This window comes from Paenibacillus sp. FSL R5-0527 (assembly GCF_038008055.1).
Classification (GTDB): domain Bacteria; phylum Bacillota; class Bacilli; order Paenibacillales; family Paenibacillaceae; genus Fontibacillus; species Fontibacillus macerans.
Map to the genome: position 1 here is coordinate 6,113,491 of NZ_JBBOYI010000001.1, position 25,695 is coordinate 6,139,185.

Consider the following 25,695-nt stretch of genomic DNA (forward strand, 5'->3'; position numbering starts at 1 on the left):
TCGGCCGGCCTAATAGGTTGAGGGTTACTTTCAGTATTCATTAGTGCACCAACTGACTTTCCTCGTCTCTTTCCGGCTGCACCCATATTGGCTCCCAACTAAATTCAAAAGTTACTCCCGCCTGCGCCTTTGCAAAAGCCAAAAGGATAACCTTTACTGATTCTTCAGCAGCATCTGGCGGATAAGCATTACCGATGTATTCTCTAGCTTTAGCGTCGCTGCAACCCTCAAGTTGAAACGGTCTACCGTCAGGAAGGTATTGAGGGAAACTTTGCAACATTGCAAGCTCATAAGTCGTCAGCGGTCGGTGCCAAGTCCCGTCTTGAGCAATGATCGTCCAGATGCCAGCTTCGTTGTCTTCTGGAATGCGCGGATCGGAAACGGCTGCGGCACCAGCATGAACATCCATACTTCCCGTAACCGTCTTAGCTGTCTGTTCCCAAGCTTGTACCCCCATGGTGTCAGCCCGAGGAACGCTGGTGATACGTGGGTCAGCGATACTGCCAGCAGCCTGCATGATCCGGTTTGCTGATCGGACCGTTTTAGCAGAAGCATCCCAATCTTGGACGCCGTAGCTGTCAGGGTGGAGTTTTGTCTTAACCATCGGATCAGCTATGGCAACCGCGCCGCTCCCGAATCGAGTCCCGGTTATGCATGGCGCTGGTTCATCTGCCCGAACAATCCGGTAAACTGCCGGATGCCTCCCAGCCCGCTCTTGCAGCGTGGGGTCTGCGATGCAACCAGCGCCCTGATTTGGTCCGGCTGATCCGGTTACGCAGGTCGCTGGTTCGTCACGACTCTGCACCCTGAAAATGTTTGTCTTGCCATTACCACTAATTTGCAGCCGAGGGTCCGATACCGCTGAAACGCCGTTGCTCCGCCCGGGTCCAGCCGTACTGGTAACCGCCCGACTCGTTTCGTTCCAGTCAGCGACTTCAAAAGCACCTCGTCGCGGATCGTGAACAACGCGAAGATTTTTGTAATCAACCTTATTCAAATCCCGCCAGTCGCCACCTGCCGGGATAAGGGCCAGCCGCAACCACGTCTTCCATCGGAGTTTCGGTAATCGGTGTAGTGGGCCACCCGCGACGGTATCGCCGGGTGCTGGCAATGGACCTATAACATCTCCAATAGTTTTTAATGGTTTCTTCGGTGGAAGGTACACAAAATTAGGAACCTGGGCTTCATCCCGGGCAAGGATTTGAAATCGAAGTCTGTTCTGCCCAAGTCCGCCTACCTCTCCGAGGTTGTGATCTGCCCTCATATCCACCACAAACCCATATTTCTCCAATAATTTACGAATACGCTTCAATAGATCCTTTCCTCGGGTAAGAATGCGAGGAACATTTTCAAGGTGAACAAAAGCCGGAATTCTGCCTCCGTATTCGATGCAAGCCCTCAATGATAGTTCAATTCCTCTAAGGGTAAGTAAGTTGAGCGCCTGATATTTTTTACTTTCGGCGGATTTTTTGGGTAACAAGGCGCTAAGCCCTTTACACGGCGGACTTGTAAACAGGTAATAAGGAACCTGATATCCAAACGCCTTCCAAAGATCCCACGGTTCAGCTTCTCTCCATTCTTCCGGGGGCTCTTTGCCGTGCCAATCAATGTATTGCTGGCGTGTGAATAAATCCATAACCACGGCTTCATTCCCGCCTGTGATCTTATCGTGATTGAGACAAGCCACCGGATCGTAGTCGATGGAACAAAGGAGTTTGGTCTTAAAGATTTTGCCGCCATACTCAATCGTTGGGCGCTTCGCGCCGGTGGAGAAACCGCCTGTCCCGCCGAAGAGAACGGCAGTGGTCATTTCTTGTTCAGATAAACTCGTTGGGGCAATCATTTATAGTTCCTCGCTTTCTGGTAGAACGAGGGAATTATCAACGATTTCAGCGGCCAACTGATTTGGATCATTTACGGGTCCCCACTGTCCATTAGCCTTCATGATATTGATAATTTCAGAGATATATGGTTCGTCCGTGTTTATCATCAGGTATGTGTTCGTGGATTCCTTGCCTTCTTCGTAGCGGCCTTGCTCGATCTTCCACAGAATTCGAGAAAATTCGCTTTTATCCCGAGCATCAAGGTATTTCTCAACGTCCTCGTTTTTGACTACGGTAAATTTGATTTCCATTCCGGGGATTTCTGGCATTCTTCATCTTCCCTTCTGCTTGTTTTAGGAGTTTGTTTTCGGCCCGTTTCCGGGCCGCCTTTTCTTTCTTGACCTGCTTCAACGGTACAAATTGACCGCGATATTTTGTTAGTATTTCAATGCGGAAAGTCGGATACATAGCTTGAAAGAGTTTCAGTTTTACCCTAAAGGTGGGGGTTTCTACCCCTTTGATGTCAATCACCCGCTGCGATCCGTCCAAATCTGTTACTAGGAAATCTGCAATATACGTGATCTTGGGTTTTTCTTGGAGTACATATTTGGGATGGCATGAAAAGTCCTTTATTTCTCCGTATCGCTTCATTAGAAGCAGTTCCTGGTAGTATTCGCCTTCCATTCTGCTGTCAAAGCGGATGCCTGGAACATCAAGTTCGTATTTCTCTATCAACCATTCTTCGAAGAGAGTCCCGTCAGGTGTAACTATGACTTTGCTGGCGTTGTATTTGCTCACCTAAGCCTCCGTCCGATATGGAAGGACTACATACAAACTTCCTTCCGATTCATCCCCCTGTAGAATGACCGGGGACATCTTCCCGTTGAAACGTACTGTAACTTCGTTAGATTCGATAGCTTTCAGCGCTTCAATCATGTATTTGGCATTAAGCGAGATTTTAAATGGTTCCCCTGAAAAGGACTTAGGGAAAATGCTTTCGCTTGCTTTACCCATCACTTTACCTTTACCGTTCATTAGAACTTCGTTTTCGGTAACCGACAATCTAACGGCGCTATTTTTTTCTTCCTTTGCCAAGGTATAGATAAGGTCTATAGATTGCATAAATTCCTTTTTATTAACCTTTAACTCTGTTATCGTCTTGGCCGATCTGACCAACCGTTCAGCGTCTGGAAATTCTCCCTCAAGCACCCGGGAGTAGAATGTAAATCTATCAGTCCGGACGAAGACATAAATTACATCACCCGAAACAGATTTGGAAAATCCAAATTCGACGTCATCTTTATCCTGAACGATTTTTTCCAAATCAGTTAGCCCGCGGCCTTCTACGACCGTGCTGCCAAGATCAGATGTTTTTATTTCCTTTTCAATGCGTGCCAATCGGTTTCGGTCAGTTGCAAGCATTTTGATTTTTCCATCACCGAGGATAACATTCACGCCAGCCAGGATTCTGGCCTTGTCATCTGTCGAAACGGCGAAGGATGTCTTTTTGATCCAATCTTTTAAATCCTTGCCCGAAATACTGACCGTTTCGTCCTGACTAACCTCAGGAGCTTGGGGAAATTCGCTTGGGTCCAAGCCGACAATTTCAACCTCTTTGTTGTTGCTGGTAATGGATGCCTCGAATTTATCGTTAACATCAATCAAAACTTCTCCGTTTATTTTTTTGATGATTTCTTGGAACAGTTTCGGAAAAACAACTGAACCTTGGCGGATGATATCGACATGTTCTCCCGGGATGTAAGACTGAATAGTAACGCGGTCATCCTTCCCTGTGATATCAATCCCGCTTTCGTTAGCCCTAATTAGGAAGCCTGATAGTATCGGTGTAAGAGCCTTGTTTGAAATGGCCTTACTTGCTTCTTCCAAGGCATCAGCCAGTAATTCACTATCCACGGTTATCTTCACTGGTTGTTTCCTCCTTTGATTCAACTAGCCCGAAAGCTTCCTTGCCTTTTTGGATAAATAGATCAAAGTTTTGATCTATCAGTTCGTAGTCGTCGTATTCCAAACTTTAGTCCCTCCTTCTATTTCTACCGCCTACCGGCAGCACCTTAACGAATGGTTCGATTCTCTCGATGATCCGTTCGGCTTTCTTTTCATGCTGCTTTCTGTCCGTATCCTTGGAGTCTTTCACATTCGCTAGATGTTGCCTAAGCTCACTAATGGTTAAATTCGAAGTATAAATTGTTGGAAGTTCTTCCATGCGCCGCTGTAGAATCGGACCTATGACCTCATCCCGCGTCCACGATGTGAGAGGTTCGGCCCCAATATCGTCAAGGATTAAAACCGAAGCTTCCATCAAGGCTTCCAGCTTTGATAAAACCCCGTTTGAACCTATCGAATCCTTAACTTCGGCAAGAAAGTCAGGTACATAAACCATCAGGACATCAATCCCGCGCTTTGCCAATTCCTGAGCAATCGCCCCGACAATTCTGCTTTTTCCGACTCCCATCTGCCCGTACAGGTAAAGTCCGTTGGTAGATTGGCCAGGAACAAAATCTGTACAGAACTTCATGGCTTCAACGATAGCCGCCCGCCTCGGTGGATCTGGTTCAATATCCTCAAACGTGGCATTAAGAATGCTTTTAGGAATGTGATGGCTTTTGATTAACCTACCAATTTTCTGTTGCTTATCGTATCCGACCAGTAACGGGCATTTTTGAAGCCTGAAATTCAGGGCGTCAGATTTATTGGGATCGGGTTCAACCACGCTCATATGCCCCTTCTGCTCGTTCTGACAGGCATCCAGACCAAGGCAGGACTTACAATGATCAAAGTAGGAAAGATGCTGCGATAAGTCCCGGTAATTCCTTGGATGGAGCAAGCCTGTTGATTGGTCAGGATATTCCCTCATAATCCTTTTGACTTCGTCGTGTTCGGCCATTCTCCTCAGGATTTCAGCTTGGCGGTCAGCGAAATTTGCCGGAACCAGTTTTTTTAGTTCCTCTCCCATGGTTTGCAATCATGCGTCACCTCCGCGCTTCACCCTTAATTGCTCCAGCATTTTCCGAACATCGTCATCTGTGTATCCACCATCTTCAACCGGTTCGGGAACGGCATCCTTCGAACCAGTATTGAGACTTTCCTTTTCGACTTGCGCGGATCTCGTGGCGTGAAGCGAATAGATAACAGTCGCACAATAACTTAAGGTCCGTACCTCGTCCCGCTTGTGCTTCGGCTTGAATTTGTCAAAGGCTTGGTCGATGCCATCTAAAGCGGTTTGAAGCGGGACGGCTTCTTTGATCAGTTCATCGATCACTTCATCGTCGGAAACCGTTATTTCCAAGCCCTTGCCGCGCCTCCGAAGGTATTTATCAGCCACAGCCTGCCGGTAATCAATATCCGAAGACGATATTTGGTCCTGAAAAGAGTCGGCACCTGTTTCAGGAGTGACAGGAACGGCATCCTGTCGGGAAGACGGTATCCCCTCATCTTCGGTTTTTGATTCGCCCGGGGGCGTATAACAACAACTACTGTCTTTAAAGTTGTCTTTAAACATGTCTTTAGACGCTCCTTCCGCCTTACTGCCGCAAGGGATTGAGCCACTTCCAACTTCACAAAATGTGAAGTTTTCGCCCTCAAAATCTTCATGTTTTGTGAAGTCCGACTTCATATTTTGTGAAGTTTTTGAAATCTCCCCTTGGCTCGATGTTCCGCTATGACCTTCCGAAAAGTTCACGTTTTGTGAAGTTTTCCGCTTTAAATTTTGGTGAATCAGAAAATTGAATCTTTCTGAATCCCATCCCATCACTGGGCTTATTTGCCATAGGTCATAGTCCTTTTTTATAGCGAATAACTTTTCATTTTTATGCCAAGTAATAACTTTGGCGTTTTCAAGGAACAGTAATTCTTTTTTTATGTGTGTCGCGGGGACTCCGCAAATCTCGAAATCTTTAAGTTTTTCAATGAAGGCTTCTTTAAGGTTACAACCATACGATAACCTCCAAATGAAAAGCAAAATATCCTTTTGGCGTTTAGTGAAATTACGGCGTATCAGTTCGTTCCAGATGTCATTTGCCAGTCTTACAAAGCCATTTTCCGGCTGCGTATTTGCCACTCACCTCACCCCATGAATCAGCACGTACCTATTTGTCCACCAACCTGTTGCTTCAAGCATACGCTCCGATTAATAGGAGACGTTCGCGAACTTCGGGCCACATGTACCCCACGCTATCCTTACAAAACCATCTGGTAACTGTGGGCTTTCCATATGTCACGTAATCACGCAGGTTCTCTACCCAACCCGACTCGGTACTTGACATTCTCCCCGGTCTAGGGTACAGAGGGATATTCTTTGAGGGATCGTACTTCCTTTCCCCCAAACGCATTCCTATGAAATAAGGATTACCATCAGTTTCAACTAAGCCCAGCCGTTTATTTTCCTTCATGTAAAATTTGAATTTGCGCGACATCCAGCCAATTTCATAGAAATATGCTAAGATTTCATTGGCAAATTCAATTCTTCCCTCTTTCCCCGCTTGCTTAGCCTTTTTTCTCCATCCCTTCAACTGCTCTTCGGTAGGGATAAATCTTGATTTTGGATTATGAAAACCTGATTTTCTAACCAGTTTCCTAACCCTGTTTTCTGGTTTAGCGTCAAGGTCAAACAATTCGAATGATCCAAGATTTGTAAATCTGTCCTTATTAACGATAACCCACCACATATTATTGATGTTGTGGTAAACTGTCCCACGCATCAGAACGCCTTTTCTATCCCGAAAATACTTGATTTCTCCGTTATTCAAGCGCCTCCCGTCCTTATCCAGAGCGTTATAATCAGGAAGATTATCGGACGACCAATGTCGGTCAGAGCGGTTAAGTTCATGCATGACCTTATCGTGAGCGGTTTTTAAGGTTGGTTCGCTTTGATCCTCATATCCTTCTTCCAAAAGTTTCTCTTTGATGTATCGAGTTTCAAGTAAGAATTGCTTTTTCAAGAGATATGGCATCATTTTGAATTTATCGAAGTCAAACCTTCCACCGTTCCGATGCTCGGTGTTTAATTCCTGATAAAATTTGATTTCGGCTCCTGTTCTGTATCTTTTTGCCTCGAATAGTAAGTCGCCTTTGCTTCCGGCAAAATGATCCTTCGAGAGAATTGGGTAATTTTGCTCAATACGAGGATCAGAGCCAATTTCAAACCCTCTTGCTCTCATTACCTCAAAAACTGCGGCCAAAGTCGGATGTGAAATCTCTTCATCGGCCCGGATAAAAACACTCGTATCCCATATTGAAAAAGAAATCTTCTCCTTATATGTCATTTGATTACCTCGCTTTCTTGTGTTAAATGAGACCAAGATTGCCCGCGCAAAATACTTGTAACCGTTTGTCTTTTCACCCCGAATTTGTAGGCAATGTCCTTGACCATCATTTTGCCTTTTAACGAAATTATTTCTTTTACTTGTTCTTCACTAAGCTTTAAGAACGAACATGTTCCGTGTCTAACTGTATCCTTCATGTTTTGACTTTGGCTTCCAGCATATAAATTATCTAGCCTATTATTTGCGGGATTGCCATCCTTATGGCATATAAGCAGTCCATCGGGAATCGCTCCGTTAAACACGCTGTAAACAAGTCTATGAACAAGTTCGACATTTCCCTTTCTGGTAAATCTGATTGTTTTATGACCGGAGGATATCTTGCTAGTTTTTAGTAATTTCAAAGCACATCCTTTTACCGTGCCGTGCTTTCCACGATTAACCCATTGGCTGTAAACATTACCATCGCTATCAACAAAGTATCCTTCATGCCCAGGAATTTCGCTGATTTGATACATCTGCTCACCTCTTTAACTTCAAGTTTTCACTTGATGCCCATGAGTTGGGCCAAGGTTTTGCACAATGGCCCCTTATTTTTAGGCGTAATCGATGCTGGCATATGAAAGCTGAAATCTGCTGCAATTTTAAGGATTAAAGATTCTTCCGCAGCCATAAGCTCTTCCAGAGTTTTAGGATACTCCATAGACGCTTCAGGTCGGTCTTCTTCCGAGATTTCTTGTTCGGCTTCTTCAACGACATCATCTGTCTCCGAACGATCTTCAAGTTTGAATAACCAGCCTTTTACTTCATAGACTTCCGCCTTTGTCAGATTGGCCGGATCGTTGGTTATGGCACCCTCGGACATCGTCTTGTACCACTCCCGGAGCTTGATATCAGAGTCAAACCCCTTTTTCCTTCCCAATTCGACTAACTGCAAATAGCCTTTTGAATCAATCACTTTATCGAGATTCTTTCGTGTTCTGGTATCATCGGTAGCTTCTGCCCCGGTGGACAGATCATCATCCAGCGTTCCGAGGTAGGCGTCGGCGCCCACGCCCAGGAAAGAAGTCGCCCGCTTGATGCCTTTGGTCAACATACCCTTGCGAGCAGCTCCTTTTTCCTTGAAGTGCTCATGATCGGTAGGAATAGGCGGTAAGCTATGGACGGTGATCCATTCCCAGCACTTTGTTTCTTCATTGAAAATGCGATACCCAATCAAGAGTTCGATTTCTGCTGAAAATAAATGCTTTACATACCCATTTCCGGTAGTTTGGCTATCATCATAGATTTCATTATGAATAACCCAAGTCCAGTTCGTCGGACCGAAAACCCAATTCATACGGTCGATATGAGCTTGGTAGGAATAAGAAATCGTATCATAGCCTTTTTTTGTCTCGCTTCCCTTGGACTCCTTAATGGCTTCTTCATCTAATGGCAAGCGTAGGAGAGGCATTAATCTATTAACATCATCAGGGGTAAAAGGTGATTTGATTGGGACCTCTACCCCGTATTGTTTGGCAATTTCCCTTAGCTCTTCGAATGTTTTGGGGGCTTCGGGCAGTTTGCGTTCTTCCGTCTTAGGCAATGACCGCACCTTCTTTCACTTCGAGTTCTTTGTAAGGGATCATCCGGGCTATAAATGTCTGCGTATGCTGATCCGGGATTTCTTCGATAGATTCAGCCCAATCCACGAATACCGGATAATTCGTTTTAGAAAAGGTTCGGAATAGTTGAGAAAATTCCAAAAAGCAAAGGACTTCTTCGGATGTAGACAGCACCCGAAGCGGCTTTCCATCAAATTCAGCCTTGAAGGCTGGTTTAATCTCTCCCGTGCTTCTCACGACTTCAAAAAGCCGGAGCGAGGCCCTGTTAAGGTGCTTTTGGACATCTTCCATCTGCATTTCACAGCGCTTGATATTGAACGCCTTGGCCGCTTTAATACGGGCTTCCGCTTTTTCGATAGCTTCGGTCAGCTCGATCTTTTCCTTCCGGACGGAATTTTGCCGTTCCCGAGCCATCTTTTGGTTATCTCGTAACATTTCGACCCTCATGTTATGTTGCTGAGTAACCTTAAGGTTGGCCTCCAATCGCTCTAGTTCAGCCCGTAACTCGGACAAAGAAGATTCGTTTGCCGCCTGAAATTCCTCTGCCGCCTTACGGTCAGCTTCTTGGATGGTTTCGATTTGGGCAGCAATCTGCTTCCCCTTGTCTTGGATCTCAACCAACTTGGCGGTGATTTCTTCATTCTTTTTAGCCTGTTCTGCATTCAAATCGATTTCATGCCCGCAGTTCTCGCAGGTAATGAAATGGTCTTCTTCGAATTTCAGCCCCGCTTGGAGAGCTTTATATTCGCCCAATAATGATTGTCGTTCGTTTTGAAGCTCGGAAATATCTGAGGGCGTAGGCTTCAAAGCTTCGATAGACTTAATTGCTTGCTTCAAGCCATCTATTTCCGTTGTGTCAATCGGAATTAAATCCGGGATATCGACTGTTAAGGCCGTTTTGATTTCTTCTTCCTTGCCTTCCAACCGAATAAGTTCTTCCTTAGATTGCTTCAATTCATCGGATTCCTTAGAAATGAATACTTTAGGATCGGTAAGCGAAACGCCTTTCAGGATTTCGGCGGCATCTGGATTCTCCTCGGCCAGCGCTGTAAACACATCTTCATCGCGAGGCAGAGGAATTAACGAAACAAATTCGGCCTCCATGTCCTTATCCGACATCGTTAAAAGGAATTGAGGTAAAAATGAGGTTAGAAAGCGCCGACGATTGCCAAGAATTTGATCAATCTGATCCTGGCTACCTTGCAGCCGGTTAATTAGTATTCTTGTTTCCATCTTGGATTTGAGCCGTGTAACTTGTCGCTCAATCTCATAAGTAGTTCCGTTTGCTTCAATTTCAATGTTGATGACCATTTCATTACATTTGTCATTCATAAGCCGATCCGCACAGCGTTCTTTGCCGTATTTATCCACCCCGGCCAAGCCAAATGAAATGGACTCCATAATCGAGGATTTACCACGGCCATTGCCGCCTTCGATCTCGTTGATCATTCCGAACTGGAAGGAATGGTACTCCTCGTAACCCCGGAAGCCCTTAACCCCCAAGCCTTTGATTAACATTCACATTTCCTCCAAACCAAAATTGTGGTATTATGGAGGCGAAAGTATGGTTTAGCCGACGATACTTTCGCCAATTCGCTTGTTTCTTCGAAAAATCAGCTCTGCAAAGCTGGTTTTTCTTTTTTTAACAGCCCCACTCGAACCTCTTTCAGTCCATTGATAATATCTGGCAAGACGCTTGCGAAACGCCCTCCCTCATAGTAGACAGCCGACGGAGATGTATTTTTAATCGATGATGCAAATAACTCCAGTTCTTTAATGGCGGCATCCAATTTTTCGAACCTGCTTGTTGTTGGATAAGCGTCGTTGAGCAGATCCCTTACAGCCAAGATATCTTTTTGGCCTGTCAACCTAAGGGTTACATCGTTACCCCCTTCCCATTGATAAACTAAGAGGTTATGATCCTGATTTTCAACAAAAACAACATCTTTACCATCGTTGATGGTTGTCACAAACTCATTCATTTCCTGCATTTGACTGCTCCTTTCTCTTGATATTGCGAAGGATGATATCGTATTGAAGTTCGTTTGCTTTCCAATGATTAGCCAGATCAGATAGTGTCATATCTTATTGCCCCTCCTGCGGTGGCTGATTGGGATACTTGCCTTTGATATTCCGGGCGTAAAAGCTTCCAACGGATTCGGCAGTTTGGAGTTGGTTAAACACATCTGCCGGTACGCCATAATGCTCATAGATTTTCTCGCTTGTTTTGAAGCGAATGAACAGAATTTGTCCAGATTCGTCATAACCTACAGCAGCAACGTTTGAAGATACAACTGGCGTTAAATTCATCAAATGTAGTCCTCCGGTCTAAAATTTCGAACAAAATCAACTGAGTCATCAAAGTCGATCCGGCGTATATGACTGTATTTAGCCACTTCGAAGCGTTTTTTCATTTTGCTCCAGATCATCCGGCGATACCGTCCAACCAAGTCTTTAAAATCCCCGTCAGACTCCTTATAGCGGTGTTTGGTCAACTCATTAGATTTAAGGTGTACCGCATTCTGCAACTGGTAGCACTCAGTATCAGTGAGGGTGACGCTGTCCCGAACCTCTTGTACCATGATTTGGACTTCCTCGACCTTCTCGGTCATATCCGTATGCATTTGTTTGAGCCCGTCGAACAACATCCGAATTGCGGCCCCTTGCTGTTCCGTAAGCTGTAACTGTCTTTCGATTACTGGGAAGTAATCTGATTGTTCAATCATTGCCATGTTCATTTACCACCTTTCTGCCGTTTAGGGCTGGTCTTAATTGTTCAACGAAGGCTTCGAGCATATCCAGATCTTTAGATAAACGTCTCTTATCACTGCTGCTCGACTCCGCTACAGCTCCGAGCATAAACGCTGTGATTCCGACTTTCTGTAGAAAATTTTCAATCTGAATAGCAAGTTGAAGTGTGTTGATTCTGGCTTCGTAGCTAAGTTTTTTCAGCTTTGCTGCTTCGTGCTGTTCGTCAAAATCACTCGGCTGTTGAAGTTCCAGAGCTTTAATTTTCTCTTGAGCTTCCTTCAAGCCATCTCGGAGATTTTTAAGAACAAACTCGCTATTTTCCATTTCTTGCTTATATTTGGCTTTCCATTCCTCTTCTTTTTGTTTAAGAAGATGCTGCTTTTCCTTCTCTTTTTGAGTTAGTAAAAGGCTTGTTTCTTCCTGGTGCCTTTCAATCGCTTCGGAGACGGCTTCATCCAACTGATCCGCAGGAATAGCGTTTTTGTACATCCGTTGGAGTTCAAGCTTTTCCTGTTCGGCTTGTTCGGCCCTCCCCTCCGCTTCCCTAACGGCTGCTTCTAAGCGGTTCTTCGTCTCTATAAAGGCTTTATGAGTACTTATCAGGCCAGCGTCGAGTTGCTGAATGATTTCAGGCGTGGCGTTCTCGGCAATGAATTTTGCCTTGTCATACTGCTTCCCGGAGCCAAAGCCAGCCTGTTCCGCTACGATATCTCGAACTTGTCCTCCTTCGTGGTCAGGAAAATTTTCCTTGCGGCCAGCCATCCGCTCTTTAGCTTTGATTCGTTCGACTTCTTCAAGGCGTTTAGCCCATTCGATCCGCTCAGAGAAGGTAAATTCCTTACGGTGTTCGTTTTCGCTGATTTCAAGCCGTAACTGATGTTCGTAATCGGATATTTCCATTATGCGAGCATCCACTTGCTGCCGCTTTAGGAACTGATGGGCTCTTAACCGGCGCTCCCCGGCGACAAGCTGATAATCCGGTGTAAGTACGATTGGATTAATTAAGCCGTTTTGCTCAATATCCCGGGCCAACTCTTCGATATCCCCGAAGTCTTTTCTGATCCGGTCACTGACTTTGATTTTTTCGATATCAACGAACAATTTTATTCTCCTTTCTATTTTGTGTTAGATTCTTTCGGGCCGAGGCTTTCTTCGTATTTCAACAACCACTCCCGTTTGATGCGCCAATACTTTCCTTGCTTGTAGGCTGGCAGTTTCCCTTCTTTGATCCTGTTGATCACGGTATACTTGCTAACCTTGAGGTATTGGGCTGCGTCCAGTACGTCAAGAGTAGGTGGTAGTTCTGGCCGTATAAGACTATCCACCTCCGGGCGTTGAAGCAATATTCCTTGCTCCATAGCTTGATTAAGCGTTCCAGACAATAAATCGATAATGGCCTTTTCTATTTTGGACACGGTTCCCAACCTCCTCCTCTCAGTTGATTTATCTACTTAAAGTAGACTCAGTGCTAAAAAAAATTTGATCTACGCTACTACCCACAATAACTGAAAACTCTTTCGCCTTCCCCACAGGCATTTCATCCGGGTTCCGCTCCCATTTCATGTATGTTTGTCTGTGGACGCCCAGTCTTTCGGCCACTTCTAGCTGGGAAAGGTCACTAAGTATGCGGGCCTGCCGAGGAGTTAATGTCATGCAACTCAGCTCCTTTCTTTGTTGATATGCTCATGATATTCTACTTTAAGTAGATAGTCAACACCATTTTTTATATTTTTTCTATCTTTAAGTTGATTTTTTTCGACTTAAGCTTTATACTCATTTCAGATATTAAGGGAGGTTAATGAATTGAGTATCGCTGAAAATATTAAGAAGTTACGCGACAAATACGATTTGACACAGCAAGAGTTAGCCGATATTGCTGGGGTTACTAATAAAGCAGTTTCAGCGTGGGAAACAGGAGTAAAGGAACCTCGAATGGGAGCCATTGAAAAAATTGCACAGCATTTTAAAATTAAGAAAAGCAACATAATTGAAGATGGTGGAATGGAGATGATCCATATCGAAACACCTAAAACGATTGCGAGTCAGTTTAATCCAGATGAATATACTGAGGAAGAATTAAAGGAAATAATGGAGTACGCCCGCTACTTGAAATCAAAGAGAAAATAAGCCTTTTCATCCTCCATACACAATTTATTAAACCTGCGCTTTCCGGTCGCGAGGCCGTTTAAATATACCCATAAATAGAACACATGTTCCTACGAAAGAGGTGAAATGCATGGCAAAAAAGCCGACAAAGAAAGGTTCTGATCGAGAGTTACCCAAAAACGTCCGGGAACGTAACGGGAAATTTACTTATCGATACTACGCCCCAGCCACCAAGATCGTAAATGGAGTTGAGAAAAAATACAGCAAAGAAATGGAATCCCCTCGCTTCGATACGATCGACGAGGCCGTCGAATTTGGTATCATTATACAGGCCCAAAAGATTCAGAAAAAACTAACATATGAAACAAATATGACTGTAAGCGCTTGGAGTAAAATATGGCTTAAAGATTACATCATTGAACGTGCACCTGCAAAAAAAACCATTAAAAATAGAAAATTTGCGTTAGGTGTCATTTTAAAAGCTTTTGGAGCCTTATTATTACGTAATGTTACGGCGGACGGTTATCAGAGATTTTTGTACAAACTGAAAGAAGAAGAAAGTAGAAAAGGGAAGAAAGGTATGAGTCGCAACACGATAATTACCATTCATTCTGTTGCGAGTCTTATGTTTGAGCACGCTAAACGCAGTGGGTTTATAACTGATGACCCTACCGCTGATGCTAAGATACCGAAAGAAAAACGAACTGTGCGGAAGGCAGGAGAAAAAAAGCAGGTCCTCCCCAAATTTCTTGAGAAGGACCAACTAAAAAAATTTTTAGAGGTATCCCGTTTTGTTTTAACCCCCAATTTTTGGGCATTGTTTTTAGTGCTCGCCTATACAGGTTTACGGATAGGCGAAGCTGCCGCTTTACAGTGGGACGATATCGACACAGAAAATCGCACGATCGATGTCAATAAGCAACTCGACTCAAGCAATGTCCGAAATTATTCATTCGGTCCCACAAAAAACGAAGAAAGCGAACGTATTGTAACTTATGGCAATACAGTCGCAAAAGCATTTGAGCTTTTAAAGAGTTGGCAAAAAGCCGAAAAACTTGCAGCAAAAAACTTCAATCCAAACGATAATTTTGTTTTCTGGAGCGCTCATTATCCAGGGTACCCAATAGCAACCACATATGTTGGTAAAGTGATGCGTCGAGTACTGGAAGAAGCTGAGTTGCCAATAAGCCTTACGCCGCATAGCTTTCGACATACGCATGTGTCGTTATTGGCCTCCAACCCAAAGGTCGGGCTGCCAGAAATTCAAGCGCGCATCGGACACAAAGGCAACTCCAAAACCACGACGCTTATTTATTTACACGTTACCCAAGCCCGTCAGCAGCAAATGGGAGATGACTTTGAATGGGCCATCAATAACTAAATCCTACCCATCCCTATTACGGGTAATATGCGGGTAACGGATTTTTAAAACAGCCTTCAATCCCTTTGAACATCCGGGGTTTCTCAATCCCTGTCAAATATAGAACATATAGTTTTCTTTCGCGCCATGCTCTTCAAAGTTGACTAAGTTTTCCAGCGTTGTCGAATCGAGCACCTCCGCAATGCTGTCGCGGATGCGCAGCCATAAATCGCGTTTGGCCGGATCGTCTTCCTCGGTAAAATCAACCGGAGAAATCGGTCCTTCCAGAACGCGGATAATATCCCCCGCCGTAATTTCGCTCGCGTCGCGCGACAGGATGTACCCGCCGTAGGCGCCGCGTACGCTTTTAACCAATCCGGCGTTGCGAAGCGGTGCAATGAGCTGCTCCAGATAATGCTCGGACAGCTGGTTTTTTTCGGCGATGCTTTTCAGGGAAGTCGGGCCCTCGCCGAATTTTGCGGCCAACTCCATCATAATCGTCAATCCATAGCGTCCTTTTGTAGAAATCTTCAAAGAAGCCACCTCTTTCAATTTTCAGGGAAACTTTATATAATTGAACTCCGATCAATTAAATGGCGATTGACGGCGTCTACGGCTCAAAACCGCGGCTGAAGTCCAGTTATTTAAAGAATACCTCCCTATTCCTATCTTTAACCTCTGCTTATCGTAACATATCATATGTGTTTTGAAAAATAAATCAACCTTTTTGGGGTTGCAATTTGTTTTCCTTACTTTAATATAGGGAATACCCATCGTATAGGGTTGCACGCATATGGTAAAATAACGGCAGGGCCACATGCGCCCAAAGGAGTGATAGACATGAAGCAACCAAACGAAACCCGCGTTGTCGTCGGCATGTCCGGCGGCGTCGATTCTTCGGTGACGGCGCTCCTGCTGAAACAGCAAGGATACGACGTTATCGGCATATTTATGAAAAACTGGGACGATACCGACGAATTCGGCTACTGCACCGCCGAAGCGGATGCCGAGGATGTCCGCCGCGTGTGCGAGCAAATCGATATCCCCTACTATACCGTCAATTTCGAGAAACAGTATTACGATAAAGTTTTTGCCTACTTTCTCGATGAATATAAGCGCGGCCGTACGCCAAATCCCGACGTAATGTGCAACCGCGAGATCAAATTCGGCGAATTTTTGAACAAAGCGCTTGATCTCGGCGCGGATTACGTCGCTACCGGCCATTATGCCCGCGTTGTCGAAGAAGACGGGGTGTACAAGCTGCTGCGCGGCGTTGACGGCAACAAAGACCAAACGTACTTCCTGAATGCCTTGAATCAGGAGCAGTTGTCCAAGGCGATGTTCCCGATCGGCCACCTTCCGAAGCCGGAGGTCCGCCGCATCGCGGAAGAAGCCGGCCTGTACACGGCGAAGAAAAAAGACAGCACCGGCGTTTGCTTTATCGGGGAACGCAATTTCAAGGAGTTCCTGAGCAATTATTTGCCGGCCCAATCCGGCGATATGGTCGACATTGCGACCGGTGAGGTCAAGGGCCGCCATGACGGGCTGATGTATTATACGCTGGGCCAACGGCAAGGCTTGGGCATCGGCGGCTCGGGCACCGGCGAACCGTGGTTTGTCGCGGATAAAGACCTGGAACGCAACATTTTATATGTCGTACAGGGCGACAAGCATCCGCGCCTGTATTCGACGGCACTGACCGCTTCGGGCGTCAACTGGATCGCCGGCGCGGACAAGCTGCCGGACGGACCGTTCCGCTGCACGGCGAAGTTCCGTTACCGCCAGGCGGATCAAGGGGTAACCTTGACGAAGCGGGCGGACGGCACGGTGTATGTCGAGTTTGACGAGCCGCAAAAAGCGATCACGCCGGGGCAGGCTGTCGTGTTTTACCAAGGCGAGGAATGCCTTGGCGGCGGCACGATCGAGTCGCCGGTGAAGCTGGAGGCGCGTGAGGCGGAAGGGGCGCTGGGGTAATACGAGCCGATAAGCTCGCCCTTTCTCGCGGTCCTCTGCTCGAAATATAGGGACAACAGGGCCAGCCTTCCAGAGCGATGATATTTAGACCGATACCCCATAAGAGCGTGACGCCGCTGAACATCAAAACAGGAGCCCACCGGTAAGCCGGCAGGGCTCTTTTATGGTGTGCCGAGAAAACCAGCTAAAATCAGGCCGCCCGAGAAACTCCAGCGAAAAAATAAGGGCACAAAACGTCGTTATTTCGGCGGTATCCGTCCGTTGGAGAGAAGTAGAAGCAATTTATGCCGCTATTTTGCCCCATCGCAAGGAAATGCCCGTGCTATGGGCCATTCATAGGAAAATAAGGACACAAAATGTCGCTAATGGGGATGAACATGCCAGGCTTCGAATAATAAATACATAAAGTGCCGCTATTTTGAACGCCGACGGTTGGTCGTTCCATTTAGCTGGCTGTCGAGCGCCGATTTTAAGGTTGAGTCCAAGAATGTCTGCTATTTTTTCCGCAGAAAATAAAAAATCCGGTAGTTGCCAATAAGGATCAAGTAAAAAAGGGGTGGGGGCACAAACGCCCGCCCCTTAACGATTCCCCCTACGCCGCAGCTCCTGGTTGTGTTTGATTTTCGCCTCGTTGCCCTGCTCCGTAGCGTGGTAAAACGTACGGCCGGACAACCTCGGCGGCAAATATTCCTGCTCCACATAATGCCCCGGATAATTGTGGGGGTATTTATACCCCTCGTGCCCCAGCTTCACGGCGCCCTTGTAATGGGTGTCCCGCAAATGCAGCGGCACCTCGGCCGAAACGACCTCCTCGATCGCCGCCATGGCGTTTCCGATCGCCTCAACCACCCCGTTCGATTTCGGGCTTTCCACCGCGAACAATATCGCCTGAACGACATTAAGCTTGGCCTCAGGCCAGCCGTTGTTGCGGTAGGCTTCCAGAGCGCTGACCGCCTGCACCATCGCCTGCGGATTGGCCAGCCCGATGTCCTCGCTGCTGGCGGCGATCAAACGCCGGATGAACGTCATCGGGTCCATCCCCAGCTTTTCCACCGCGTACAGGAACCAGAACACCGCGGCGTCGCTGGAGCCGCGAATGCACTTGTGGAACGCCGACAGTACATCATATTGCGTCGATTCGTCCGCCTTGACCAGCGGGCGGCGGATCGACTCCTCGGCGACTTCGAGCGTCAGATGCACCGTGCCGTCCGGCTGCGGCGGCGTGGTCATCGCGGCCAGCTCCAGCGCGTTCAGGGCGCGGCGGATGTCGCCGTTGGCCATGGAAGCGATGTGCTGGAGCGCCTCCTCGTCGGCGTTCAACTGCATGAAGCCGAGCCCTTTTTCCTTATCGGCCAACGCCCGGCGCATTGCGATAAGCGAGTGCTCCTTCGTCAGCGGCTCGAGCTGAAACAAAGTAGAGCGGCTCATCAAAGCGCCGTTGACGTAATGAAACGGGTTTTCCGTGGTGGCGCCGATAAAAATGATCGTTCCCTTCTCCACCGCCGGCAGCAGCGCATCCTGGCGCGAGCTGTTGAAGCGATGCACCTCGTCCAGGAACAGAATCGTTTTCGTTCCGTAAAACGACTTGTCGTTTTGCGCCTTTTCGATCACTTCCCGAACATCCTTGACCGAAGCGTCGACCGCGTTCAGCCGGACGAACTCGGCTTTCGTGTGGTTGGAGATAATGTGGGCCAACGTCGTTTTCCCGCAGCCGGGAGGGCCATACAGCAAAATCGAGGATATCTGGTCCGCTTCGATCGCCCGCCGCAGCAGCTTCCCCGGACCGACGATATGCTCCTGTCCGATATATTCATCCAGCGTGACGGGCCGCATCCGATCGGCCAAAAGCCGCCCCGCCGGGTTTTGCTCCTGTTGATAGGAGAACAAATCCATCATGCTCACTTCCTTGATCGTAGGCATTGTCTACTCTATTCTAGCACACCCGCAGCAAAAACACTTATGCCCCCTAACACCGATGCAAAAAAAGCACTTAAAGTAGTTAAAGTAGTTAAAGCACTTAAAAGCACTAATGCGTAAAAAACATTTATAGTTGTTCTTTCGCTTTTCCCGCGGCGCAAAATATGAGTTAATATAGATGTCGGGCCGACGAATCACGGGAAAGGGGGCTGATCGAAGTGATTTCAGTGAGTGAGGTGGCTTCCGCGTAAGCGGAAACCGCAAAAAAACGGGGGGCTGGAAACAGCTCCCCTTATTTCCGTTTAGATGATGACTGTGTTATGATAGATCCTAAGTTGAATTTTTCAATATTATTCCAAGCCGAAAGGGGGATTTACGGCCATGCTGACTTATATCGTAACAACTATGGAAAACGGACCACGAAATAAGGAGGTACATGATCGTGAACTACAAAAATGGGAAGGATGTTCTTCCCCCTAGGCTGCTGCAGGAGCTCCAGAACTACATTCAAGGCGAGCTGCTGTACATCCCGAAACCGGAACGGACGAGAGCGTTATGGGGTGAATTGAGCGGATCGCGCACGTCCATCGCCAAACGAAACGAAGAGATTTACCGGCTTCACCATACTGGGTGTTCCGTACGGGATTTAGCCGCCAAATACCATTTATCCGATGAAAGTATCCGAAAAATTTTGACCAAAATGCGAGCGCTCAGACCCCAGGCAGCGGTAACGGAGTAAACGCGGGTATAAAGGTCCCGCCCCCCAGCCGAGGCGGAAAGCCAGCAGCTTGGTTCTACGATAAATTAACCATATGCGAAGCCAAGACCCGCGGTCTTGGCTATATTTATATATTCGATCAGGTATAATAAAAATATAACTAAAGCAGGATACGCCGCTTATCCGAAACCGAGGTGACACCATTGACACAGCAGCATGCCCCGTCTTTCCGCCGGGACAACATGGAAGAGCAAAGACCAGAGATGCGCCGGAACGCGCCGGCGCCGGCGACAAAAACCTGCGCCTATTGCGGCGAAGCTAAACCGGTTTCCGAGTTCCTCCGGCGCACCGGCAAACGCTCCGGCAAAGGCTCGCGCCGCGGCGCCTGCCGAGACTGCCGATCGCTTCGGAAGCAGCAGGCCCGCATGGTCCAGGAAAAGCCTAGGAGCGTGGAATCACCCGCTGTAGGACTTGCCGGGACGGCCGATGCCGGCGCTGCCCAGGCCCAGGCGGCGCGGCAGAGCGGCAGGCCTGACAAGCGCGAAGCTGCCCGGCACCGCCGCAAGGCTGATGAAATCGTTCCCAAAGCAGGCGATGACGTTGCGGGAGCCGCTTCGGCTAGACGGGACGCCAAAGCGGCCTCCTTGCCGGCGGCTCACGGGACGACGCCGAAGCGCCGGATCAAACGTGCGCTGCCGGCACCGCCGCCGCGGGCGGAGGGGCCGGACGTGCGGACGTTGCGCCCGAACCGCAACGGGATGATCCGTATGCGCGGACGGACCGACAAAGGCCGCCGCTGGCAGCAGGAGGTCGACTTTGAGTTGGCCGTAACGCTCGTCCGCGAGCATGCCGCCGTGGTCGTCAACCCGCATACGATCCGGCGCCTTTACACCAACAAAGCGTTCCGCAATTATATTCTCACCCGCGACAACTATACCTGCTTTTTTTGCGGGGAATACGGAGACACGATCGACCATCTGCTGCCCAAAGCGAAAGGCGGCCACACCACTCCGGTAAACTGCGTCTGCGCCTGCAATTTGTGCAATCAAAGCAAAGCGGACCAAGACCTGGAGGATTTTATCGAAGGCCGGCCCCGCTGACCGATAAAAAAAATCCCGACTCATGGTCAGGTCCGGATCAACACATCTGCATCGGGTCACGGATACCCAATCAGAAGCATCCACCGCACGAAATGCAAAAGTGCATGCGATTTTCGTCGAAATTCCTCGAAACAGGCAGTTCAAATGCAAATGTACAGTTCATTTCCGGTCAATAGATACTTTTTGATCAAATGTCCGCAAAACAGATGCACTTTTGCATTTTAATCGCTCTAAAACGTGAATATACGAAAAATGAAATGCACTTTTGCGGTTCATCCTCCGCCAAAGCAGCCGTTCCTTCGCAAAGGAGCGAACATGCGGAAGCGAGATAAGCATCCAGTAAGGGGTAATACCAGCGTAACTGTCACCAGGTGCAAACGAATGGATATAATTAGAATCCCCCCAAAGCGAAGAGTATTTCCTAAATTGACAGAATGTTACCCATATGAAGATAGTATAAAGAGACTTAAAGATTACGATTCCCTTTTAAACAGCATATTTTGGATTAAGGTTAGAGAAGGTAAAAAAGTTCGGAGATAGAGGGAAAGATATCAAGTTTTTTTCAACACCCTACTTGCAAAAGTTTGTTCCAGCCTTGCGAACGTATACCGGTATCCGGGCAAGCGAACTGGTCAATGTACGACTTTCGGAAATTGATTTTCACTTTTGCCAAATACGCATCAATAACGGAAAGGGTGGAAAAGATCGAATTGTTCGTTCCCGCAATCATTCAAAGAGTTATTGGCCATGCATGATGCGATGAAGAAAATGCATGCGGTTTATTTGATTGAAAAATCGTCGTGGAAGAAAAAAATATACGGATCGGGAATGCGAAAAAATCGGCTCAACCAAACAACCAGCGTTTGACAGGGAAGGCCGGTGGTTGGTCGACAGATCAATATCCGCTGTCCGGACGCTTTGCACGATTATCCCGTTTGATCCGGAAGCAGAGAGGAAGTTAAATTCAGGAGTAGAAAATAGGTTTGGGAGAAGCAGACATGTTCGAGATCGATAGACAGGTTTGTGAGCAGGAGGTTAGGAGAAATGAAGCAGACCTGACGGGAGGAATGGGGCAAGACACCGGGAAAAATGAAAAGACCGTGAATAGCCCCCATCCTCTCCCCCTGAACAAAAGGAATAATCGTGCAAAGCAGCAGGCAGGGATACCAAGACACCTTTCGCCACACGGGCTACGCCACTTCCTGTTGACCTGGCTGAAAAAGCAGGGCAGCGACGACGCTCTCATACAACCGTACTCCGCGAGGTTATTCGCACAATTCCCGGGTATTTCCTGACGTAACGGTCTCAGCAGGCTATTCGGCCCCAAATGAGGCCACTTGGAGTGATTTCATGCTAATAGTCGCTCAGGTCGTTTTAATCCCTACATTTCAGTCCGTTGTGCGCCACGCACGCCTAATCAACTCGCCTAATCGTTTCATCTCCCAGTCGCCTGGGGCGCTAAACTCGGGCCCCTAAACTTCAGGGACCGCAGATCAATATCCCTCCACAGCCGCGCGGACGGCGAAGTCGGTGTTTTCTCCGGGAACGTAGTCCGGCAGCTCGTCGCCATGCAGCAGCCACAGCTCATGCAGCGCGCGGGTGCAGCCGACGTAAAGAAGCTTGGCTTCCTCCGGCCCGTAGTGAAGCGGGTCGACGTCCGTCACGATCACTGCATCGAATTCCAGCCCTTTGGACAAATACACGGGCAGCACCGACACCCCGCCGGCATATTCCTTGAGTTCCCCGTTAATCAGGTTGATCTCGGTACCGTTCTTCGTCAGCCCCTTATGCAGTTCCTCATGCAGTTCCTCCGCTTCGCGCATCGTCCGCGTCAGAATCGCCACCGTCCGGTATGTGCCCGACAGCGCCTTGTCCAAGGCGTAACGGATTGCACCGAAGCGCCGTTCTCCGGCCGCCGGCAGCAGCCGCACCGGCTCCCCGCTGCGGAACACCGGCACGGCAAGCAAATCCGTTCCCACGCCCCGCTTCAATATTTCGTTGGCGAACTCAATGATCTCCATCGTCGAGCGGTAGCTTCGGGTCAACGCAAAGTAAGCCGTCTCCTCCGGACGGAACAGGTTCTGCATTTCCTCCCAGCTTCTTACGCCTTTGTAATAGTGAATGCCCTGCGACAAGTCTCCCAGGATCGTAAACGAATGCCCTTTGACGAACCGGTCCAGCACATACACCTGAAACGGCGAAAAATCCTGGGCCTCGTCGATCACCACATGGTCGAAGGTCATTTTCCCATCGATTTCGTTGACCACGGAGTACAGATACAACAGTGCGGGCAGATCCTCTTCCTTAAGGGTGTTTTTCTTCAAATAGCCCTGCGTTTCCCGCCAAATCTCCCGCGGAATCCGTCCCGTCATATCCGCAAGGCCCGAGTCCGCCGTCCCGCCGCTCTTCCGGATGCCAAACAGCCCCCGGTACAGGTTTAGCGGAGCGAGCTCAGGCCACTTTTTGGCGTATGCTTTTTCCCGCTGCTGCGCCTTCTTCTTGCGTTCCTTCAGCGCCGCCGCGGAAGACGACTTCTTCAGCTCCATTTCGATCCAGCGGTGAATCCGCGCCAGCACCCGTTCCTTGCGCCGGGCGACCGGGTAATGGCGGTATTCGCCTTCAAACCAGCCGATGATCTCCTTCCGGGATAAACACGCCCCGTCCCAAGGCTCAAAGTCCCCTTCGGGCACGCAGATGGACTCCAGGTTTTCCAGATAGGCGTCGATTAACGACTTAAAATGCATGGAGCCTTTAAACCGGCCGGGCAGCTTGTTATCGTCCGGGCTTTCCTGAACCTGGGCGCCCCCATGCATCTGCTTCCGTCCCAGCCCCTGTGCTAGTACCTGCTCTTTCACCTGATCCTGCTCTTCCGCCTGATCCTTCGTCTGAGCCTGCCACTGCGCGATCCCCTGCCTCAGCTTCTGCTCCTGCGCCTGTCCATCAGCCTGGCTCCGCCATTGCGGCTGTCCCGGCCAGTCTCCGTCAAACCAGCGCGACAGCGCTTCCGTGCCGTCAGACGGCCCCTCCTCCAAGCCAAGCACCCGGGCCGCCCAATCGCTGAACGTATTTTGCTGGATATCCCCGACCCCCAGCTCGGGCAATACTTCGGAAATGTAGTCGATAAACATATGATTCGGCGCAAAAATGACCAGCCGTTCCGCAGAAATCTGCTCTTTGTACTGGTACAGCAAAAAGGCCAGCCGATGCAGCGCCACGGTCGTTTTCCCGCTGCCGGCGACCCCCTGGATGATCAACGCCGTATTTTTGGCCGCACGGATAATTTGATCCTGCTCGGCTTGGATCGTCGAAACGATATCGCGAAGCCGATTATCCTTATTTTCGCCGAGCCGGTACACGAGAAACTCGTCGCTTACGGCCGGTCCGTCGCTATCGCGGTCGTACGTATCCGCCACCCGTTCGAGAATGCCCTTGCGAATCACGATGTTGCGTTTCAGGTACACCAGTCCGTCAATCAAGCCTTCGGGAGCAAGATAAGAAGCCTCATCCCCGCCGGTAAAAGAATAAAACAAACTGGCGATCGGCGCGCGCCAATCGATAACGAGCGGGTGCCCCGCTTCCGGGTCGCCGACGCCCACTTTGCCGATGTAGATCGGCTTCCGGTTTCTGCCCGCTTCCGCAAAATCAAGCCGGCCGAAATAAGGCTCGCGTTCCGACTGCTCCAGCTGTTTCCTTTGCGATTCGCGGTTTGCCTCAAGCAGTTGCTCCGTAAAATCATGCCCCGTATATACGGGGATGCTGCGCAGCTCTTTCAGCTGCCTTTCGATCTCTTCCAGGGTGCGATCAAGCCGCGCCTTTTCTTCTTGATAGGCACTTTGAAAATGTTCCACTTTCAGTTACCTCCTAAGATTGATGTACTCCGCCGGTCAACCGCAGGGCAGTCGAAACGCCCGCCATCCGCTATTTTTCCATGATCCGGAGCCAGAGAAATCTCATTATATCACTACGGCGAAAAAAAGGCGAACTTCCCCGGTAAAAACAGGCACAAATAACCCAGGCGCGCCAAAAAGCGCAGATTCGATGTTGTCATCAAACCTGCGCTTATGTCCGGCAGCCGCCTAAGGACACTATGCCTCGTACGACCTGATGTTTGTAAAAACACGCAATACGAACCTTACGCTTTGTCGCTCAGGCGCTTTAGCCCCTGCTCCAGCTTTTCTTCACCAATTCAGCCGGGACGGAATCCGGCGCATTCAGCACCAAACTCCGCCCGCCGGCTTCGGGCAAACGCAGCTTTTTCGCCAGCGCCTCGTTCATACGCGCACTCCACTGCGCTCCAGCAGCTCGCGGACGGCGACGCTGACCATGATCAGCCCCACCACCGGCGGGACAAACGAGTTGCTCGCCGGCGGCTGCTTCGCTTTACGGATTTGCGGAGCGTTTTCCGGCACGATCTTTTTCGTGACATCGGCGCGCGGCTTGACCGGCTGCTCCGTGGAGAAAACGACCTTGACCCCTTTGCGGATGCCTTCTTCCCGCAATTTCGCGCGGATGACGCGGGCCATCGGGTCCATGTGGGTCTTGGAAATGTCAGCCACTTGGAACTTGGTCGGGTCCATTCGATTGGCCGCGCCCATGCTGGACAAAATCGGAATCCCGCGCTTCAGGCACTCCTTGATAAGGTGGATTTTGTATTTGATCGTATCGGAAGCGTCAAGCACGTAGTCGATTTCATATTTGAACAATTCCTCGTACGTTTCTTCCGTGTAAAACATATTCAGGGCGATCGTTTCGCACTCCGGATTGATCAGCTTGACCCGCTCGCACATCAGATCCGCCTTCTTCTGGCCGATCGTCGTCGTCAGCGCATGGATTTGGCGGTTGATGTTGGTAACGTCGACGACGTCCTTATCGATCAGGATGATGCGGCCAATCCCCGTCCGGGCCAAAGCTTCGACGGCGATCGAACCGACCCCGCCGATGCCGAGCACGGCGACGGTGCTTTTTTTCAATACGTCCAGCCCTTCCGCCCCGATCGCCAGCTCGGTCCGTGAAAATTGATGAAGCATGGTCTAAGCACCTCCCGAAATATGGCATATATGGCA

Annotated in this window: 28 protein-coding genes; 7 read left to right on the forward strand and 21 right to left on the reverse strand. The window is 48.7% G+C overall.

Annotated elements, in window-relative coordinates; genetic code table 11:
* Window positions 1-40: 40 nt before the first annotated feature.
* From NYE69_RS27250 to NYE69_RS27330, 17 genes are all read right to left on the reverse strand, one after another.
* Entirely contained in the window at window positions 41-1,843 is a 1,803-nt protein-coding gene (locus NYE69_RS27250; RefSeq protein ID WP_340928950.1) for a DNA cytosine methyltransferase, read from the reverse strand.
* Window positions 1,844-2,152: a hypothetical protein gene (locus NYE69_RS27255; protein ID WP_340928951.1), complete on the reverse strand. Its 309-nt coding sequence runs from the start codon at window positions 2,150-2,152 to the stop codon at window positions 1,844-1,846.
* Entirely contained in the window at window positions 2,094-2,621 is a 528-nt protein-coding gene (locus NYE69_RS27260) for a DUF1064 domain-containing protein (protein ID WP_340928953.1), read from the reverse strand. The genes NYE69_RS27255 and NYE69_RS27260 overlap by 59 nt, the downstream gene beginning before the upstream one ends.
* Window positions 2,622-3,749, reverse strand: a complete 1,128-nt coding sequence (dnaN, locus tag NYE69_RS27265) for a DNA polymerase III subunit beta (RefSeq protein WP_340928955.1) — start codon at window positions 3,747-3,749, stop codon at window positions 2,622-2,624. It lies immediately after the preceding gene.
* On the reverse strand, window positions 3,730-3,852 hold the full coding sequence (locus NYE69_RS27270; RefSeq protein ID WP_340928957.1) for a hypothetical protein: 123 nt from the start codon (window positions 3,850-3,852) through the stop codon (window positions 3,730-3,732). Before NYE69_RS27270 ends, dnaN begins: the two co-directional genes overlap by 20 nt.
* 3 nt (window positions 3,853-3,855) lie before the next feature.
* Window positions 3,856-4,797, reverse strand: coding sequence for a primosomal protein DnaI (gene dnaI, locus NYE69_RS27275; protein WP_340930551.1), 942 nt, complete (start codon window positions 4,795-4,797; stop codon window positions 3,856-3,858).
* A gap of 9 nt (window positions 4,798-4,806) precedes the next feature.
* Window positions 4,807-5,901, reverse strand: coding sequence for a replication protein (locus NYE69_RS27280; protein WP_340928959.1), 1,095 nt, complete (start codon window positions 5,899-5,901; stop codon window positions 4,807-4,809).
* 52 nt (window positions 5,902-5,953) lie between these two features.
* On the reverse strand, window positions 5,954-7,105 hold the full coding sequence (locus NYE69_RS27285) for a hypothetical protein (protein ID WP_340928961.1): 1,152 nt from the start codon (window positions 7,103-7,105) through the stop codon (window positions 5,954-5,956).
* Window positions 7,102-7,620, reverse strand: a complete 519-nt coding sequence (locus NYE69_RS27290; RefSeq protein ID WP_340928962.1) for an HNH endonuclease — start codon at window positions 7,618-7,620, stop codon at window positions 7,102-7,104. Before NYE69_RS27290 ends, NYE69_RS27285 begins: the two co-directional genes overlap by 4 nt.
* A gap of 26 nt (window positions 7,621-7,646) precedes the next feature.
* Window positions 7,647-8,687: a hypothetical protein gene (locus tag NYE69_RS27295; protein ID WP_340928963.1), complete on the reverse strand. Its 1,041-nt coding sequence runs from the start codon at window positions 8,685-8,687 to the stop codon at window positions 7,647-7,649.
* On the reverse strand, window positions 8,680-10,224 hold the full coding sequence (locus NYE69_RS27300; RefSeq protein WP_340928964.1) for a hypothetical protein: 1,545 nt from the start codon (window positions 10,222-10,224) through the stop codon (window positions 8,680-8,682). Before NYE69_RS27300 ends, NYE69_RS27295 begins: the two co-directional genes overlap by 8 nt.
* Before the next feature lie 95 nt (window positions 10,225-10,319).
* Window positions 10,320-10,697: a hypothetical protein gene (locus tag NYE69_RS27305; protein ID WP_340928965.1), complete on the reverse strand. Its 378-nt coding sequence runs from the start codon at window positions 10,695-10,697 to the stop codon at window positions 10,320-10,322.
* A gap of 94 nt (window positions 10,698-10,791) precedes the next feature.
* Window positions 10,792-11,016, reverse strand: a complete 225-nt coding sequence (locus NYE69_RS27310) for a KTSC domain-containing protein (RefSeq protein ID WP_230877255.1) — start codon at window positions 11,014-11,016, stop codon at window positions 10,792-10,794.
* Window positions 11,016-11,438 carry an ORF6C domain-containing protein gene (locus NYE69_RS27315; RefSeq protein WP_340928967.1) on the reverse strand — a complete coding sequence of 141 codons (423 nt, stop codon included), beginning with the start codon at window positions 11,436-11,438 and terminating at the stop codon, window positions 11,016-11,018. The genes NYE69_RS27310 and NYE69_RS27315 overlap by 1 nt, the downstream gene beginning before the upstream one ends.
* On the reverse strand, window positions 11,425-12,558 hold the full coding sequence (locus NYE69_RS27320; RefSeq protein ID WP_340928970.1) for a ParB N-terminal domain-containing protein: 1,134 nt from the start codon (window positions 12,556-12,558) through the stop codon (window positions 11,425-11,427). Before NYE69_RS27320 ends, NYE69_RS27315 begins: the two co-directional genes overlap by 14 nt.
* Window positions 12,559-12,572: 14 nt before the next feature.
* Window positions 12,573-12,872 carry a helix-turn-helix domain-containing protein gene (locus NYE69_RS27325; RefSeq protein ID WP_330164930.1) on the reverse strand — a complete coding sequence of 100 codons (300 nt, stop codon included), beginning with the start codon at window positions 12,870-12,872 and terminating at the stop codon, window positions 12,573-12,575.
* Between the two features lie 28 nt (window positions 12,873-12,900).
* Window positions 12,901-13,110, reverse strand: coding sequence for a helix-turn-helix transcriptional regulator (locus NYE69_RS27330; RefSeq protein ID WP_155621252.1), 210 nt, complete (start codon window positions 13,108-13,110; stop codon window positions 12,901-12,903).
* 150 nt (window positions 13,111-13,260) lie between these two features.
* Between NYE69_RS27330 and NYE69_RS27335 the strand changes: the two genes are divergently transcribed.
* Together NYE69_RS27335 and NYE69_RS27340 are read left to right on the forward strand one after the other, a co-directional pair.
* Entirely contained in the window at window positions 13,261-13,584 is a 324-nt protein-coding gene (locus NYE69_RS27335) for a helix-turn-helix transcriptional regulator (protein WP_155621251.1), read from the forward strand.
* Between the two features lie 109 nt (window positions 13,585-13,693).
* On the forward strand, window positions 13,694-14,944 hold the full coding sequence (locus NYE69_RS27340; RefSeq protein WP_155621250.1) for a tyrosine-type recombinase/integrase: 1,251 nt from the start codon (window positions 13,694-13,696) through the stop codon (window positions 14,942-14,944).
* A gap of 93 nt (window positions 14,945-15,037) precedes the next feature.
* Here the strand turns inward: NYE69_RS27340 and cymR are convergent, their stop codons facing one another.
* Window positions 15,038-15,457 (reverse strand): cysteine metabolism transcriptional regulator CymR, encoded by a 420-nt coding sequence (gene cymR, locus NYE69_RS27345; protein WP_036620661.1) that lies wholly within the window; start codon window positions 15,455-15,457, stop codon window positions 15,038-15,040.
* Between the two features lie 306 nt (window positions 15,458-15,763).
* Here cymR and mnmA point away from each other — a divergent pair, with 306 nt between their 5' ends.
* Window positions 15,764-16,897, forward strand: coding sequence for a tRNA 2-thiouridine(34) synthase MnmA (gene mnmA / locus NYE69_RS27350; protein ID WP_328273204.1), 1,134 nt, complete (start codon window positions 15,764-15,766; stop codon window positions 16,895-16,897).
* 579 nt (window positions 16,898-17,476) lie between these two features.
* On the opposite strand, the gene NYE69_RS27355 is transcribed toward mnmA, so the two are convergent.
* Entirely contained in the window at window positions 17,477-18,790 is a 1,314-nt protein-coding gene (locus tag NYE69_RS27355; RefSeq protein ID WP_340930552.1) for a replication-associated recombination protein A, read from the reverse strand.
* A 466-nt stretch (window positions 18,791-19,256) separates the two neighbouring features.
* Here NYE69_RS27355 and NYE69_RS27360 point away from each other — a divergent pair, with 466 nt between their 5' ends.
* The 4 genes from NYE69_RS27360 (at window position 19,257) to NYE69_RS27375 (ending at window position 21,927) form a co-directional block, all read left to right on the forward strand.
* Window positions 19,257-19,553, forward strand: coding sequence for a CD3324 family protein (locus tag NYE69_RS27360; RefSeq protein ID WP_036627728.1), 297 nt, complete (start codon window positions 19,257-19,259; stop codon window positions 19,551-19,553).
* A gap of 182 nt (window positions 19,554-19,735) precedes the next feature.
* Entirely contained in the window at window positions 19,736-20,632 is an 897-nt protein-coding gene (locus tag NYE69_RS27365) for an HNH endonuclease (RefSeq protein ID WP_340928973.1), read from the forward strand.
* 595 nt (window positions 20,633-21,227) lie between these two features.
* Window positions 21,228-21,395, forward strand: coding sequence for a hypothetical protein (locus NYE69_RS33810; RefSeq protein WP_411828906.1), 168 nt, complete (start codon window positions 21,228-21,230; stop codon window positions 21,393-21,395).
* A gap of 235 nt (window positions 21,396-21,630) precedes the next feature.
* Complete coding sequence (locus NYE69_RS27375; protein WP_340928975.1) at window positions 21,631-21,927, forward strand: tyrosine-type recombinase/integrase; 297 nt, start codon at window positions 21,631-21,633, stop codon at window positions 21,925-21,927.
* A 198-nt stretch (window positions 21,928-22,125) separates the two neighbouring features.
* Here NYE69_RS27375 and NYE69_RS27380 read toward each other — a convergent pair whose 3' ends face one another.
* Entirely contained in the window at window positions 22,126-24,480 is a 2,355-nt protein-coding gene (locus NYE69_RS27380) for a HelD family protein (RefSeq protein ID WP_340928977.1), read from the reverse strand.
* A 423-nt stretch (window positions 24,481-24,903) separates the two neighbouring features.
* Window positions 24,904-25,659, reverse strand: a complete 756-nt coding sequence (locus tag NYE69_RS27385) for a tRNA threonylcarbamoyladenosine dehydratase (RefSeq protein ID WP_340928979.1) — start codon at window positions 25,657-25,659, stop codon at window positions 24,904-24,906.
* Window positions 25,660-25,695 lie beyond the last annotated feature (36 nt).